Origin of the sequence: Asticcacaulis aquaticus (assembly GCF_028550415.1) — a bacterium.
Lineage (GTDB): Bacteria > Pseudomonadota > Alphaproteobacteria > Caulobacterales > Caulobacteraceae > Asticcacaulis > Asticcacaulis aquaticus.
Genome location: NZ_JAQQKX010000008.1, coordinates 87257 through 102701, shown reverse-complemented (window position 1 = coordinate 102701; position 15445 = coordinate 87257). Strand labels below are relative to the sequence as shown.

The following is a 15445-nucleotide window of genomic DNA, read 5'->3' as shown; positions in this document are numbered from 1 at the left end:
TTTTTTCTGTGCGAATTTATGGATTTCTGCCGCTCATACCCCGTTTTCACATGTCCGTTCGGCCATTTTTTTGATTAGATCGCGCCTCATGCTCTGATTCCCGCCTTAATTCGGGTACAGGCAGGATCTCTGATTTTCACGGAGCCACCAGTGTTTCTCGTCGTCGGTCTCGGCAATCCGGGCGCACAATATGCGAAGAACCGCCACAATATCGGCTTCATGTTCATCGACCGTCTGGTCGAATCGGGTGCGTTCGGCCCCACGCGCAAGAAATTCCAGGCCGAGGTGTCCGAAGGCACGGTCGACACACCCAAGGGCCCGGTCAAGATCTTAACCATGAAGCCTCAGACCTTCATGAACCTGTCGGGCAATTCGGTCCTCGAAGCGGCGTCCTTCTATAAGGTCAAGCCCGACCATATCCTTGTTTTTCATGATGAACTGGACCTTGCGCCCGGACGATTCCGCCTTAAAATGGGTGGTGGTCATGCGGGGCATAATGGTTTACGATCCATTATGGGGCATTTGGGACCCAACTTCATTCGCGGGCGAATGGGGATTGGCCATCCGGGGCAAAAAGAATTGGTACATAGTTGGGTGCTTTCCGATTTTTATAAGGCCGAAGACTGGGTCGATCGCCTGTGCGATGCCTGCGTCAAGGCTCTGCCGCTTGCGCTGATGGGCGAAGCCGAGAAATATATGACCGAAGTCATGCGCCTCAGCCCGGCGCCGAAGTTCGATCCCAAGAAGATTGCCGAGTAGGTATTGACGATGCCGGTTGCGCCTAAAATCGTATTGTCGACCTTCGGTTCCCTTGGGGACCTGCACCCGTTCATGGCCCTGGCTCTGGCGCTGACCCAGCGCGGCGCGGACGTCGTTCTGGTCTCGCACCCCGACTACCGCGACAAGGTCGAAGCCGCCGGAATCCGGTTCAGCGCCTGCGGCCCCAGCATGGATACCTACCGCGAGAATCTGGGCAAGGACCCGGCGGAAATCATCCGCCACTTCTCGCAGGATCACGGCTTCATGCTCAAGCATCTGGTCGCGCCCTATATCGAGCAGGGCCTGAGCGAACTGCGCCCGCTGGTCAACGGTGCCGATCTGGTGGTGTCGTCGTCCTATGCCTATACGGCGCATCTGGCGGCGCTGCTGGAGCAGTGCCCGTTCGCAACGGTCGCCCTGCAACCCGCCGTCATGTTGTCGATCTACGACCCGCCCAAGCTCAAGGCCGCACCGCTGATGCTGTCGCCGCGCACGGAGTTGGGTCGCCAATATAATCGCGCCATCTTCTGGCTGGGCGAAAAGAAGCTGTGGGGTTCGCTGGCCCCTATCCGCGCCATCTACACGAAATACGGCGTCGATATGGACGTCAATCTGGGCGGTGTCCATTCCGACCGTCTGACGCTGGGCCTCTATTCGCCGCTGATGGGCGATGTCGCGCCGGACTTCCCGCCGCACAGCGAGATCGTCGGCTTCCCCTTCTACGATTCGGAGGACGGCCGCCGCAGCGAACTGCCGCCGCAACTGGAGGCCTTCCTGAGCGCCGGTGACGCGCCGCTGGTCTTCAGCCTCGGCTCGACCGCCGTTTACGATGGTGAGGCCTATTATCGCGACGCCGCCAAGGCCGCCCGGACCCTGGGTCAGCGCGCCGTCCTGCTGGTCGGTGGCCAAAGCCCGCTGCTCAACGACGATTTCGGCCCGGACATCCTCTGCGTACCTTATGCCCCGCATTCGCTGCTCATGCCGCGCGCGAAGATCAATGTCCATCACGGCGGCATCGGTTCCTCGGCCCAGGCCCTGCGCGCCGGGCGGCCGCAGATCATCACCCCGGTCTTCGGCGATCAGTTCGACAATGCCCGCCGCATCGAACGTCTGGGGGCCGGTCTCGATATCACCTTCGACAAGTGGACCAAGGCCTCGGCGACGCGCCTGCTCGACCGCCTGCTGACCGAACCGTCCTTTGCCCAAAAGGCCGCCGAGGCTGCGACGGTGGTGGCGAAGGAAGACGGTGCCGCCCGCGCCGCCGAACGCATCCTGGCCAGCGTACGGGTGCCCGTCGCGTCTTAAACCTTCTTCATATCCAGATCCTGATAGTCGAAGCTGAAATCAGCCAGCGGCGACCATGCCTTAGCCTTGAAACCCAGCACCTTGCCGTCCTTCACCTCGAAGGTGACGACCGCGTCTTCGCCCCAGTCCTTGGGGAACCGCGTCAGGAATGTATCCGGTCCGAAAACCTGCATGGCCCCTTTCAGCCGTTCGGTGCGCGTAAAATCGATCATCAGGTGCGCGGTCTTGCCCTTACCCATCACCGAGATCGCCACATCGCCGTACCACGGATCGCGATAGGTCCCGGCATAGGCGGCGAGCGGCAGGGACGGCCCACCGGCCTCCACCTTCGGCGTATCGGCGATAGCCTTTTCATCCCGCTTTTTCAGCCCGTTCTCCGCCGAAGTCATCCAGTCGAACCCCGGCTTACCGATCAGATAGTCCAGCAGCGCGTTGCGGAGGGTGCCGCTGATGCCGTCTTCGGTATTGGTATAGACGGCCACCGCGATCCCCTTTTCCGGCAGCAGGGCGTGTTGCGTCACCTGCCCCACCAGCCCGCCGGAATGCGAAACCAGCCTCAAACCCCGATAATCCTGCACGAACCAGCCGAGGCCATAGGTGCGGAACATCGCCGCCGAAGGCGTTTCCGGCGTCGGCCCCGCCCCCGATCCGGCGATATTGGCAGGCCTCCACATTTCATTCGCCGACGCCTCCGACCACAGGCGCTCACCGTTTGGCATCTTACCCTTGTTCAGCTGGGTATGCAGCCACGGCAGGATGTCCGTCACACTGGTCACCAGCCCGGCGGCTGGCGCAAATCCGGACGTCTCTTCCGGCAACACCACGCTCACCTTACCGATCCCGCGCAGCGGTGGCCCCAGCCGCGCATGACGCCCGACCATATTGGTAGATTTGACATTGGGCCAGCCGATCACGGCGTCTTTCATGCCCAGCGGCTTGAGAAGGCGCTGCGTGACAAACGCCTCGTAGCTCTGCCCCGACACGCGCTCGATGACGATGCCGGCGATGGTGAACATCACGTTGTTATAAGCAAAACCCGACCGGAACCCGTAGGCGGGCTTGAGGAACTGCACGCCTTTCAACTGGTCGGCGCGGCTGTGGTCCGAGGCCGGAAACAGCATCAAATCCCCCTGCCCCAGCCCCAGACCGGCGCGATGGCTGACCAGATCGCGCACCGTCACCAGCGGCGTCAGGCGCGCGTCGTACATTTTGAATTCGGGAATATAGGTGACGACCGGCTCATCCCAACCGATCTTTTTTTCCTCGACCAGAAGCGCCAGCGCCGCCGTGGTAAAGGCCTTGGTGTTGGACGCCACGCCAAATTGCGTATGGACATCGACTTTTTCCGGCTTGCCAAGCGTACGGATGCCATAGCCTTTGACATAGTCGGGCTTACCGGGGCGGATGATCGCCACCGCTGCGCCCGGGACACCGAATTTGGCCAAAAACGGCTCGACGATGGCGTCGATCCTGGCGCTGTCATCCTCCTGCGACCACGCCGGGGTCGTGGCCAGGGCCGCCGCCCCGCCGGTGAGCGCAAAAAAGGAACGACGGTTAAAGCGGGTCATGGGCAGCCTCAGGCGGTTACATTTGCGACCAGCCTATCCATCTCCGCGACGATTGCCAATGCCCAGATCAAAGATGATGCTTAGCGATGATACAAAGAATCCAGTTGCCATTCGCACGCGGCATTGAGGCTGTAGCGCAGCTCGATTTCCGAAGCGACGGACCCGTTGCTCACGCGCACGATGCCTTCGGCCTTGCCGAAATTATAGGAAAGCGATTTCGACACGCTGATGCCGTTGAACAGGCGGTTCATCAGCCCCGGCTGCGCCTGACAGACGAAGATGTCGCAGTAATAGTCACCGTTCTTGTCGGCGAACTGCTTTTGCAGATCCGTATAGGCTACCGACACCCGTTCCGGCCCGATCGACACCCTGTCGCGGTTGAAGATCAGCAACAGGGTGTCGCTATCCTGCGCCTTGATGGCCTTAAACGTCTGCTTGACGGTCTGGTTAAACGCCTTGTCGTGAGTGCCGCCGCAATAGGCATTGGCCGATGCAGCGGTAACGGCGGTGAGCAGGAGCGCGGTCAGTATCTGTTTCATGCCCCGAGCCTACCGCGCCGCCGTCGAAGAACCACGTTACAAAGGCCGTAAATCTCTGGTGTCATGCGCCAAAATCGGCTAGGCACACGGCCAATTATCCGTTTTACCCCTTGGAATCCCAATGGCCCTCAAAGTCGCAATCGTCGGTCTGCCTAACGTCGGCAAATCCACCCTGTTCAACGCCCTGACCCAGACCGCTTCGGCGCAGGCGGCCAACTACCCGTTCTGTACCATCGAGCCCAATACCGGCGACGTCGCCGTGCCGGAACCGCGCCTCGACGTGCTGGCGAAAATCGTCGGCTCCAAGGAAATCATCCCCGCCCGCATCAACTTCGTCGATGTCGCCGGTCTGGTTCGCGGCGCGTCGAAGGGTGAAGGCCTCGGCAACCAGTTCCTCGCCAATATCCGCGACTGCGACGCCATCGCCTTCGTCGCGCGTTGCTTTGTCGACAGCGACATCACCCACGTCGAAGGCCGCATCGACCCGCTGTCGGACCTTGAAATCATCGAGACCGAACTGATGCTGGCCGACCTCGAATCGCTGGAAAAGCGTCTGCCGCAACTGGAAAAGCGCGCCAAGTCCGGCGGCGACAAGGACGCCGCCATCACGGTGTCGCTGATCAATGCCGCTCTGGCCGAACTGCGCGAAGGCCGCTCGGCGCGCGTCGCCTACGAGAAGGGCAAGATCAGCAAGGAAGACACCAAGGCGTGGGAGATGCTGCAACTCCTGACGTCGAAGCCGGCGCTCTATGTCTGCAACGTCGAAGAAGCCGCCGCCGACAAGGGCAACGAATTGTCCGATCTGGTCGCCAAACGCGCCGCCGCCGATCACGCCAAGTCGGTGGTCATTTCGGCCCAGATCGAATCTGAAATCGCCTTGCTCGATCCGGAAGAGCGCAAGGAATTCCTTGAAACCCTCGGTCTCGAAGAGCCCGGTCTCAACCGCCTGATCCGCGAAGCCTATGCGCTGCTGGGTCTGCAATCCTACTTCACCGTCGGCCCCAAGGAAGCCCGCGCCTGGACGATCCATGTCGGCGACACCGCGCCTCAGGCCGCCGGGGTCATCCACACCGATTTCGAGAAGGGCTTCATCCGCGCCGAAACCATCGCCTATGACGACTACGTCAGGTTCAACGGCGAAGTCGGCGCCAAGGAAAACGGCAAGTTCCGTCAGGAAGGCAAGGAATACATCGTCAAGGACGGCGATGTGATGAACTTCCGCTTCAACGTCTAAAGCGATATTCGGAAAAGTGTGCAGCGGTTTTCCGCCCAATATCGCGACTTAAAAGAGGCAGGGGCGCGGCCCCTGCACCCATAACTTGGAGCGGATGGTCGGGGCGATGCTCTATGGTTCAAGATTCGGCGCGCCCTTGGCCATCGCGCGCGGCGGCCGCTTGCCATCCGGCCACGTAAAGCAGGTTTCGGCATAGGCCAGAAGTACGGGGATCGGCAAGGCGTTCAGTTCGAACTGACCGGTCACCGTCCCGGCCGGTCGCTCGTACCACAGTTGCAGATCGAAGCTCATCACACTGGCATCCATGCGCAGCTGATCGACCTCGCGCAAAGCGATATTGATGTCGTTGGCGCTCATGCCGGTGCGCTTTCCGGCCTCGCCGGTCTCACGATAGAGCCGCGTCAGTTCCTCGTCCTTGCTGTCGAGCGCCATGCTCAGCGCCTGACACTGCCTGATCTTCACCGGGTCTTTCGAGAGCACCGGTTCCGGAAACGGTCCCGCCGCACCCGCCACCAGGGCTATCGATAAAAATGCGCTCAGGGCCGCGAAAAATCTGAAAGGTCGCATGAAGGCCTCCACAGCCCGCAAGCTAACGCTCCACGCAAACCCCGGCAGCCCCTGAACAGGGGGTATGCCTGTCAGGTTACGGTTTTTGTAACCGGCTCAGATTTCTTCGTGGAGATATTCGACGAAGGCCGTCATACGCGCATGGCGCAGATCGGCCATATCCTTACCCGCTGCCGTCTTGAAACCGGATTTCAGCTTGAGCAGCTTGATCTCGAAATGATCGAGCGCGAAGCTGAGGTCGTCCAGTTCGCGATCCTCGGCCTTGGGGTCGGTCGGGTCGTAGAGGGCACTGTTCATCCGCCCCGCCGTGTAGAAGCAGCGGGCCACGCCGACGAAGCCGATGGCATCGAGGCGGTCGGCGTCTTGCACGATCTTGGCTTCTATGCTTTCCGGCACGATGCCCGCCGAAAAGGCGTGGGCGTGGATGGCGTGGGCAACGGCGTCCGCGCGCGAAACGTCCCAGCCCATACCGGTAAGCAGCGTTTTCGCCCGCTCGGCCGACAGGCGCGAGGCCTCCTTGCGCAGGGGCGAGTTCTTTTCGACCGCCACGACATCGTGCAGTAACACCGCCGCCGCTATGACTTCGGCGTCGCCGCCTTCCTGCGCCTGCAGAGCCATGGCGACCTTGAACACCCGCTGGAGGTGCGATACGTCGTGCGACCCGTCGTCGGTCGCCGGCAGATGCGGCAACAGGGCCTCAGCCAGCCCGTCGAAAGGAGCGAAGGCCCGGGCCTGACGCGCGAACGCGGCTAAGGAAGGTGAATCGTACGCCATGGGCACGTTTATAGGAAATTTATGACCATCCATAAAGCCTGAATCGTATACCCGCGCACTTTCAACCTAAATGCGAAAAACCCCCTGAGCGAACTCAGGGGGTTTTGAACTCAGGTCGAGGGACGTCATGACGTGGCGAAACGAAGTTCGACGAAGTCAAAATGACTGGCTTTCGAGAACCGAAGCGCAGCGTACTTAAGTACGTGAGCATCGGATCGCAGAAATACGGCACTTTGCAGCCCGTCAGGGCGTTCCGACTAGTGTTTGCCGTGCCAAACCTTGCGGTAGGCCGCATAGGTCAGGCCCGCAAACAGCAGGAGATAGATCAGCACCGCCACACCGGTCTTCTTGCGAAGCGTGGCATGCGGGTCGCCAGCCCATTCCAGGAAGGCGGCCACGTCGGCGGCCATCTGATGCGTCGTCGCCTTGGTGCCGTCGTCATAGGTGACGAGGTCGTCCTTCAGCGGCGGGGCCATGGCCAGAACACCCCCGACCGGCACGTGGTGCGGATCGCCCGACCACTGGGTCGCGAGCGCGCCCGCCATATAGGGGTTGTAGTGCTGGCCTTCGGCGACGTGCAGGCCTTTCGGCGGGTTCTTGAAGCCGGTCAGCAGCGAATAGATGTAGCGGGCGCCGCCGTGACGGGCCTTGGTGATCACCGACAGGTCGGGCGGCAGGGCCCCACCGTTCGAAGCGCGCGCGGCGTATTCGTTGGCGAACTTCTTCGGGAAGTGGTCCGAGGTCGAGGCCGGACGGGTGATGGCGTCACCCGTATCGGTATCGATGTCCGGCACTTCGAATTCCGACGCGATCTGCTTCACATAGGGGTTGTCGTTCGGGTTCTTGTACTTCTCGTCGTAGAAGGGACCGCCCTTCTGGCCGAGGTTACGGAACGACAGCAGGGTCGCCGAGTGGCAGTTCGAGCAGACTTCGCGGAAGACCTTGTAACCGCGCTGGAGCTGGCCCTGATCGAAGGTGCCGAATGGCCCTTCGAAGGAAAAGCCTTCCTTGGGGGCGTGCGGATGAGCCGCGCCGCCCGACGCCATAGCCGGGGCCGAGACCGCGAGGGTCGCGGCGACCGCCGCCAGACCGAGGGCCTTGAGGGTTTTCGTCATAAAAGCAGACATCTGACTCAGCCCTTCTTCTTGGCGTGGTCGGCGAGGATGGCCTCGCTGATGGAAGCCGGAACCGGCAGGGGATCCTCCTTCAGGCCGATCCACGGCATGATGATCAGGAAGAACGCGAAGTAGTACAGGGTCAGGCCGCGCGTCAGCCAGACATAGTTCAGACCGATAGGCGTACCGCTGGCGCTGGTGCCGATCGAGAAGACCATGTCGTCCGGCAGTTGCCCGCCACACCAGCCGAGGCCGAGGCAGACGACAACGAAGATCACGAAGAACCAGCGCATGACCGGACGGTAGCGCATCGAGCGCACCTTCGACGTATCGAGCCACGGCAGGACGAAGATCACCGCAATGGCACCGAACATGGCGACGACGCCCAAGAACTTGTCCGGCACGGCACGCAGGATGGCGTAGAAGGGCAGCATGTACCATTCGGGCACGATGTGCGCCGGGGTGACCAGCGGGTTGGCCGGGATATAGTTGTCGGCGTGACCCAAGGCGTTCGGCATGAAGAAGACGAAGACCGAGAACAGCATCAGGAAAAGGATGATGCCGAGGCCGTCCTTAACCGTCGCATACGGCGTGAAGGGGACGGTGTCCTCCTTCGACTTGATCTCGACGCCTGCCGGGTTGTTCTGACCCGTGACGTGCAGCGCCCAGATGTGCAGGATGACCACACCGGCGATAACGAACGGCAGCAGATAGTGCAGCGAGAAGAAGCGGTTCAGCGTCGGCTGGTCGACGGCGAAGCCGCCCTGCAGCCAGGTCAGGATCGGGCCGCCGATGACGGGGATGGCGCCGATCAGGTTGGTGATGACGACCGCGCCGTGGAAGGACATCTGACCCCAGGGCAGGACGTAGCCCATGAAGGCGGTGGCGATCATCAGGAAGAAGATAATGCAGCCCAGGATCCACAGGACTTCGCGCGGGGCCTTGTACGACCCGTAGTAGAGACCGCGGAACATGTGGACAAAGACGGCGAAGAAGAACATCGACGCGCCGTTGGCGTGGACGTAACGGATCAGCCAGCCGTAGTTGACGTCGCGCATGATGCGCTCTACCGAATTGAAGGCCATGTCGACGTGCGGCACATAGTGCATGACCAGAATAATACCGGTGATGATCTGAATCATCAGGCAAACGGACAGGATGCCGCCGAAGGTCCACCAGTAGTTCAGGTTGCGCGGCGTCGGGTAATCGACAAACGAATCGTAAGCCAGACGAACGATCGGAAGGCGCTGATCCAGCCACTTCTCGACGCCGGTCTTCGGCTCATAGGTTGAAGGATGGTCGCTCATAAGTTTCCCCCTTACCCGATCTTCACTTTGGTGTCGGACAGGTATTCATATTCCGGCACGGCGAGGTTCAGCGGCGCGGGGCCCTTGCGGATGCGGCCCGACGTGTCGTAGTGCGACCCGTGACACGGGCAGAACCAGCCGCCGAAATCACCGGCGCCGAAGGTCGGCACGCAGCCGAGGTGCGTACAGGAGCCGACGAGGATCAGATACTGTTCCTTGCCCTTCTTGACGCGGTCGGCATCGGCCTGCGGGTCCTTGAGCTCCGACAGTTTGACGTCTTCGGCTTCCTTGATTTCCTTGGGCGTGCGGTAGCGCACGAACAAGGGCTTGCCGCGCCACTTGATGACGACCTGCATGCCTTCGGACACCTTGCCGAGATCGAACTCGGCCGAGGCCATGGCCAGGGTATCGGCGGCGGGGTTCATCTGCGACACCAGAGGTGCGGCGATGACGCCGACCGCGCCGACGGCAGCCGCACCGGCGGCAATGTAAATGAAATCGCGGCGGTTCGGGTCTTCGCCCACAACCGTGCCATGATCCTTCTCAGGTTCGCTCACCTTAGCACCTCTTCTCTTGCGCGCGCGCGCCACCCTGTCGGACAGGACCGGATGTTAACCTCAATGCAGACAGGTCCGAATCACGCGGCCGGTCCTTAATTTTATTTTCTGCTCATACCCTTTGGCGTCGAATGCGGTTTGCGTTCCCGAATCCCCGCGCTAAAGGCATGCGCGACTCCATGCTGCACGGAGTCCTTTTCGTCTATAACCACAATTGAGGGATGGATACAAACCCGCCCCTACAAAATATGGCAATAAAATGCGTTTAGCCCTTTTTCAACCGGATATCCCGCAAAATCTCGGCAGCGCCATCCGATTATCGGCCTGTCTGGGGGTCACCCTCGACATCATCGAGCCATGCGGTTTTCCGTTGAGCGACAAAGCGGTGAAACGCGCTGCCATGGATTACGGCGACCATGCCCGCGTCCTACGCCACGATTCCTGGCAAAAATTCCTCGCCTGGCGCGACGAAACGTCACAGGGGTCAGTCGCATCGGGGGGACGCATCATCCTGTTCACGACAAAATCCGCGCAACCCTATTGCGACTTTGCCTTTGCGCCCGACGACATCCTACTGATGGGCCGCGAAAGCGCCGGGGTGCCGGATGAGGTCCATGCCTGTGCCGATGCGCGGTTATTTATCCCCATGCAACCGGGCATGCGGTCGATCAATGTGATCAATTCCGCCGCCATGGCGCTGGGCGAAGCGCTTCGCCAGACCGGCGGGTTTGCTGTAACGGCTCCGGTGGCGTAAGAGGCCCTCATGACCTTATCTTCCCCTGCCCTCTCCGCCGACATCCTTACCCAACGCCAGCAGGCCGCCGCCGCGTGGTTCCGGCGCTTGCGCGATTCGATCTGCGCCGCGTTCGAGGCGCTGGAGGACGAAGCGCCGGCAGCCTTGTACGGTGACGCACCGGGCCGCTTCGAGCGTAAGCCGTGGGTTCGCGCCGAGGGCGGCGGCGGCGAGATGTCGATGATGCACGGGCGCCTGTTCGAAAAAGTTGGGGTTCATATCTCGACCGTGCATGGGACGTTCAGCCCCGACTTCGCGAAGACCGTACCGGGGGCCGCTGATGACCCGCGCTTCTTCGCCTGCGGCATCAGCCTGATCTCTCACATGACCAATCCGCACGTCCCCGCCGTGCATATGAACACGCGCTTCATCACGACGACGCAGAGCTGGTTCGGCGGCGGGGCGGACCTGACGCCGCTTCTGGCCGCCGACCGGTCGCAGGACGCGCCGCAGGCTCAGGCCTTTCATGGCGCGTTCAGGGCGACCTGCGACCGCTTCGATCCGGCCTATTTCGATAAGTTCAAGACGTGGTGCGACGAATACTTCTTCCTGCCGCACCGGAACGAACCGCGCGGCATCGGCGGCATCTTCTACGATCACCTGAACTCCGGCACGCATGACGCCGATTTCGCGTTTACGCAAGCCGTGGGTGAAACCTTCCTCGATATCTATCCGCGTCTGGTGCGCGAACGGGTGCACATGCCGTGGACCGAGGCCGAGCGCGACGAACAGCTCATCCAGCGCGGACGCTATGTCGAGTTCAACCTGCTCTACGACCGCGGCACCATGTTCGGCCTGAAGACCGGCGGCAATGTCGAGGCCATCCTGTCGTCCATGCCGCCTCTGGTGAAATGGCCCTAACGACCGGCAGGCTTGATCACCACCGCCTCCGCCGAGCGCGTCGAGGGTCCGTGGAAGGTCGCTTCGATATTGTTGCCATCGGGGTCATAGACGAACGCGCCGTAATAGCCGGGATGATAGGGCCGCTCACCCGGCGCACCGCTGTCGCGGCCGCCAGCCGCCAGAGCAGCGTCGTAGAAGGCCTGAACTGCTGCCTGATCCCTCGCCTGAAACGACAGATGGATGTGCGATAACGGTTCACCCTGCGAGATATATAACTCGTCGGCCTGAAGATGGCGGGCGCTTTCGTTGATGCGCACATCGGGCTTCACGGCGGCGATGGCGGCCTTATAGAAGCGCTTGCTGGCGTCGAGGTCTTTGACGACCAGATGCACGTGATCGATCAGCCGTCCGGTGTGGTATTCCATGCGAGGTCTCCTTCTAACGCGAAGACCCTAAGCACGACCGTGCAAAAAATCGGCAGGATATTTGCCGTCAAGGCCCGACGCGCACAAAGAAACTTATCACGACCAAAGCGGCAATGAGGGATACCACGCCCCTCGCCCTTAAAAGCCATTTCAGTATTGGGCTCATATCCGGCTCGATGGCGGCGTAGCGAAAGCCTCGCCAATCGTAAGGCTTTGAAGGCACAGGGCTATTACACTCATCGAACCTTTTTTGTCGTCTCGCGTGAGTGTAAGCCTCGTAATGACGCCAAGCCGCAGAGTCGACAAGACTATTGATAACCAGCGCGCCTCCCAGCAAGGCGAAGCGCCACGCATAAAACACCACTAATGACGTCACGCCGCCAGAAACTTCGATATAGCCCCCAGCACCTGATCGCGGCTGGAGGTCGATTTGAGGCTTTCCAGCGCCTGATCGACCAGATGCTCGCTGATGCGCGTCCCGCGGCGGCTCAGGAGCAGGTCCCCGGCAAAGTCCTGACAGAATTCCGGGTGGCACTGGAAGGAGATCGCCTTGCGGTCGGTGTAGTAGAGCGCGCCGTGCGGCGTGAAGTCGGACCCGGCCAGTACGATGGCGTTCTCGGGCTTTTTGACCACCTGATCCTGATGGGTGACGGCCACGTGCAGGGCCGGCAGGTCGGTTTCGGCCAGTTCGCGCCACAGGGCGTTGTCGTGGATGGTGTATTCGTGCAGGCCCACGCCCCAGCCCTTTTCGGACTTTTCGACGTGGCCGCCCCAGGCCTGCGCCATGACCTGATGGCCGAAGCAGATGCCGACCACCGGCACCGCGACATCGACGCCCCTGAGCCAGTCGATCAGCGACGTAATCCACGGATGGTCTTCGTACACGCCCGCCGGGGAGCCGGTGATCACCACGCCGGTGATCCGGTCCGCCGGATCGGGCAGTTCGCCTTCGAGGGTGCGGAAGACCCTGAACTGTCGCTCGGGCGCCGCCAGATGCTGCGCGAACATGTCGGCATAGGTGCCGTAGGTGTCGCTGAGATTATCGGGCGGGACGCCGGTTTCCAGAATGGCGATGTAGGACATGACAGCACGCGGGAACGATTTACGGGTTGCTTATATTTTTGTCCGTTCGCGGATTTCGTCAATGGCGGCGTCAATCACGTTTTGCGAGAAATCGTGTGCGATCCAGTCGGCCTCGATGCGCTTTATCGCCTGCCCCAGTTCGGGACCGGGAGTAAGACCGGCGGCGATCAGTTGCGCCGATTTCAGCGGAAAGACAGGCAGATCGAGCGCCGTGATCAGCGTTTCAATGGCTTGCCATTCCGCCTGCGCCAGACCCGACAACGCCGAGTGAAGGATCAGGGCATCGCACAGTACCGCCTTGCCGTCGCGATAGGCCATGCGGCGCCAGCTGGTTTCACCGGTGTTAATATCGGCCTGAGGCAGCCGCCGTGCAGCATCGCGCAAACGACCGGCCACGCGATTGGACAAGCGCAATCGCGACGACAGGCATTCCAGCGCCTCAGGCTGCAAACCATCGGGATGCAGCAAGGCCAGAAGACGACGCTCGATATCGGAGGTCAGGCGGCACATGGCGCGCAACGGGGTAGCTTGTGCGGAAATGCTTGGCAGGACATGCGCCATCACGCCGCTGTCGATCATGGCGGCAATGACGACGGTCGGGTCGTCCACCGCCAGCAGCTTGAACAGTTCCTGACTGATCCGTTCACCCGACAGTGTGTCAATCCCGCTTTTCAGCCGCGCGCAGGCCGCGAACGACTCCGCGTCCATCGACTGGCCGTGGCTGGCAGTAAAGCGAAAGAAACGCAGGATACGCAGATAGTCCTCGCGGATACGCGTTTCGGCGTCGCCGATGAAGCGCACCCGGCCGTCGCGCGCGTCATCGAACCCCTCTCCGGTCGGGTCGAACACCGCGCCGCGGATATCGGCATAGAGGGCATTGAGATAGAAATCGCGTCTTTGGGCATCCTTCGCCCAGTCGGTGGTGAAGCTGACCACCGCGCGGCGGCCATCGGTCTCGACGTCCTCGCGCAGGGAGGTAATCTCGAACGGCTCCCCGTCAATGATGGCCGAAATAGTACCGAACGCCTTGCCGGTGGGTACATGGCGGATATGCGCGGCGGACAGGGCGGCCTCGGTCTGGTCTGGCGTCAGCTGCGTCGACAGGTCGAGGTCGGTCGGCGCGCGGCCCATGACGACATTGCGCACGCAGCCTCCGACGAAACGCACACACCCTGCGCCGCCGCGCGCTTCCAGAGCGGCGAAGACCTGCCGGACAGCGGGACGGAGCATAACGGGGGGGAGCGTGATGTGGGTCAATGTAGGTGCAATCCCCTCTCCCTTGAGGGAGAGGGTTAGGGTGAGGGGGAAATGTTAGCCGCAATCCCGGTGCAGGCAGTTCCCCCTCACCCGGCCTTCGGCCACCCTCTCCCTCAAGGGAGAGGGGATTCAATGACACCTTATCCAGAAATTACGGGAACATCAAATGTCTGATCGCCAAGCGTGACCCGCACCCGATCATCGCCCCCAATCTCCGCCGTCTCGAACAGGCGATAGGTGCAGGCTCGCGTCAGACGCCCCCACAGATCGCCACGCACCTTCAAGCGCGGCAGGTACGCCTCCCCGGCCCGGTCGAGGATCAGCGGATGGTCGTCACCCAGGTTCACCCGCTCGTCTTGATCCGTCACGAACACCGGCCCTTCGAAATCGACGATTCGCAACGGCAGGTCTTCGACGGTGATTTTCAGCTTCTCGACCGGCGTGACGAGGAAGTAGTCATCGCCCTCGCGCCGCAGCAACTTCGCGAACAGCCGCACCAGAGGCAGACGCGTCATGGGACGGCCCTCGTGCAGCCACATGCCGTCCCTGCCGATGAGGATATCCATCTCGCCGCACAGAGTCGGGTTCCAGCGCTCGACCGGATAGGTTTTATCGGGAAAACGCGCGGCTTCGCTGAGAAAGCCCTCGCCCGAGGTCATTTATCGACAGCGCCCGTCAGGGGCTCGCCCTTATAGGCGTCGTTATAGCGAATCATCAGCCGGCGGTAATCGACCGGCCCCGGCAGGGTCAGGCCCTCGGCGCGCACAAAGCCGAACTTTTCGAAATAGGCGGGCGTGCCGACCAGCAGGATGCCTGTCACCCCTCTGGCGAAAGCGGCCCGAATCGCCACCTCGATCAGGGCGCGGCCAATGCCGTGGTTCTGATATTCGGGATCGACAGCGATGGGCCCCAGAAAGGCGAGTTCGCCGACGGGCTCATGGGCCTCGTCATAGACCCTGACCGGCCACAGCCTGACCGACCCGGTAAGGCCCTCGTCTCCGGCCTTGCCCCGCGAAATCTGCCGCATGACGAAGCTGAGGCCGTCGATCGGCGCATTGCCTTCGCGCAGGCGTTCGGCGGTCTTGACGTAACGTCCGGGCCCGAAAACGCGATTGACCAGCGCTTCGGCGGCTTCACTTTCGGAAGCGCTCTCGACCGTAATCAAACGCTCAAAAGGGTAGGTATCCACGGCTCAGCAACACCCGAAACACTATGACAACAATACGCTTATACGCCAGCCAGCGCGGGCCGGAATAAATACAAAGCCTTGAGACGTCAAATAAATTTAGGGCAAATATTGTAACAGCCCCGCTCCCCGG

General features: G+C 61.5%; 17 protein-coding genes. 5 read left to right on the top strand and 12 right to left on the bottom strand.

All coding sequences use genetic code 11. The features are described from left to right. Nucleotides 1-150 precede the first annotated feature (150 nt). Both pth and PQU92_RS11115 read left to right on the top strand, forming a co-directional pair. Entirely contained in the window at nucleotides 151-759 is a 609-nt protein-coding gene (gene pth, locus PQU92_RS11120; protein ID WP_272748292.1) for an aminoacyl-tRNA hydrolase, read from the top strand. 9 nt (nucleotides 760-768) lie between these two features. After that, nucleotides 769-2064: a glycosyltransferase gene (locus tag PQU92_RS11115; protein ID WP_272748291.1), complete on the top strand. Its 1296-nt coding sequence runs from the start codon at nucleotides 769-771 to the stop codon at nucleotides 2062-2064. On the opposite strand, the gene PQU92_RS11110 is transcribed toward PQU92_RS11115, so the two are convergent. Beyond that, a complete protein-coding gene (locus PQU92_RS11110; RefSeq protein WP_272748290.1) occupies nucleotides 2061-3632 on the bottom strand; it encodes a serine hydrolase in 1572 nt (523 codons plus the stop codon). The two genes, PQU92_RS11115 and PQU92_RS11110, sit on opposite strands and share 4 nt — an antisense overlap. A gap of 80 nt (nucleotides 3633-3712) precedes the next feature. Next, complete coding sequence (locus tag PQU92_RS11105) at nucleotides 3713-4171, bottom strand: hypothetical protein (protein WP_272748289.1); 459 nt, start codon at nucleotides 4169-4171, stop codon at nucleotides 3713-3715. Nucleotides 4172-4292: 121 nt separating this feature from the next. On the opposite strand from PQU92_RS11105, the gene ychF reads away from it, so the two are divergent. Next, nucleotides 4293-5405, top strand: coding sequence for a redox-regulated ATPase YchF (gene ychF / locus PQU92_RS11100; RefSeq protein ID WP_272748288.1), 1113 nt, complete (start codon nucleotides 4293-4295; stop codon nucleotides 5403-5405). Nucleotides 5406-5516: 111 nt separating this feature from the next. Here the strand turns inward: ychF and PQU92_RS11095 are convergent, their stop codons facing one another. The 5 genes from PQU92_RS11095 to petA form a co-directional block, all read right to left on the bottom strand. Next, on the bottom strand, nucleotides 5517-5972 hold the full coding sequence (locus PQU92_RS11095; protein WP_272748287.1) for a hypothetical protein: 456 nt from the start codon (nucleotides 5970-5972) through the stop codon (nucleotides 5517-5519). A 96-nt stretch (nucleotides 5973-6068) separates the two neighbouring features. Next, nucleotides 6069-6746: an HD domain-containing protein gene (locus PQU92_RS11090; RefSeq protein WP_272748286.1), complete on the bottom strand. Its 678-nt coding sequence runs from the start codon at nucleotides 6744-6746 to the stop codon at nucleotides 6069-6071. Nucleotides 6747-7003: 257 nt separating this feature from the next. Then, on the bottom strand, nucleotides 7004-7873 hold the full coding sequence (locus PQU92_RS11085) for a cytochrome c1 (protein WP_272748285.1): 870 nt from the start codon (nucleotides 7871-7873) through the stop codon (nucleotides 7004-7006). A gap of 5 nt (nucleotides 7874-7878) precedes the next feature. Then, the gene (locus PQU92_RS11080) at nucleotides 7879-9168 is read right to left on the bottom strand and encodes a cytochrome b (RefSeq protein WP_272748284.1); all 1290 of its coding nucleotides are present in this window, start codon (nucleotides 9166-9168) and stop codon (nucleotides 7879-7881) included. A gap of 11 nt (nucleotides 9169-9179) precedes the next feature. Then, a complete protein-coding gene (gene petA, locus PQU92_RS11075) occupies nucleotides 9180-9725 on the bottom strand; it encodes a ubiquinol-cytochrome c reductase iron-sulfur subunit (RefSeq protein WP_272748283.1) in 546 nt (181 codons plus the stop codon). A 259-nt stretch (nucleotides 9726-9984) separates the two neighbouring features. Here petA and PQU92_RS11070 point away from each other — a divergent pair, with 259 nt between their 5' ends. Further along, nucleotides 9985-10479, top strand: a complete 495-nt coding sequence (locus PQU92_RS11070) for a tRNA (cytidine(34)-2'-O)-methyltransferase (protein WP_272748282.1) — start codon at nucleotides 9985-9987, stop codon at nucleotides 10477-10479. Between the two features lie 9 nt (nucleotides 10480-10488). Beyond that, complete coding sequence (gene hemF, locus PQU92_RS11065) at nucleotides 10489-11379, top strand: oxygen-dependent coproporphyrinogen oxidase (RefSeq protein ID WP_272748281.1); 891 nt, start codon at nucleotides 10489-10491, stop codon at nucleotides 11377-11379. On the opposite strand, the gene PQU92_RS11060 is transcribed toward hemF, so the two are convergent. The 5 genes from PQU92_RS11060 to PQU92_RS11040 form a co-directional block, all read right to left on the bottom strand. Then, nucleotides 11376-11786 carry a VOC family protein gene (locus tag PQU92_RS11060; protein WP_272748280.1) on the bottom strand — a complete coding sequence of 137 codons (411 nt, stop codon included), beginning with the start codon at nucleotides 11784-11786 and terminating at the stop codon, nucleotides 11376-11378. The two genes, hemF and PQU92_RS11060, sit on opposite strands and share 4 nt — an antisense overlap. A 372-nt stretch (nucleotides 11787-12158) precedes the next feature. Continuing rightward, nucleotides 12159-12869, bottom strand: coding sequence for a type 1 glutamine amidotransferase (locus tag PQU92_RS11055; RefSeq protein ID WP_272748279.1), 711 nt, complete (start codon nucleotides 12867-12869; stop codon nucleotides 12159-12161). A 30-nt stretch (nucleotides 12870-12899) separates the two neighbouring features. After that, a complete protein-coding gene (locus PQU92_RS11050; protein WP_272748278.1) occupies nucleotides 12900-14099 on the bottom strand; it encodes a CCA tRNA nucleotidyltransferase in 1200 nt (399 codons plus the stop codon). A 167-nt stretch (nucleotides 14100-14266) separates the two neighbouring features. Beyond that, nucleotides 14267-14785 carry a DUF1285 domain-containing protein gene (locus PQU92_RS11045; RefSeq protein WP_272748277.1) on the bottom strand — a complete coding sequence of 173 codons (519 nt, stop codon included), beginning with the start codon at nucleotides 14783-14785 and terminating at the stop codon, nucleotides 14267-14269. After that, on the bottom strand, nucleotides 14782-15315 hold the full coding sequence (locus PQU92_RS11040) for a GNAT family N-acetyltransferase (RefSeq protein WP_272748276.1): 534 nt from the start codon (nucleotides 15313-15315) through the stop codon (nucleotides 14782-14784). Before PQU92_RS11040 ends, PQU92_RS11045 begins: the two co-directional genes overlap by 4 nt. Between the last annotated feature and the right edge of the window lie 130 nt (nucleotides 15316-15445).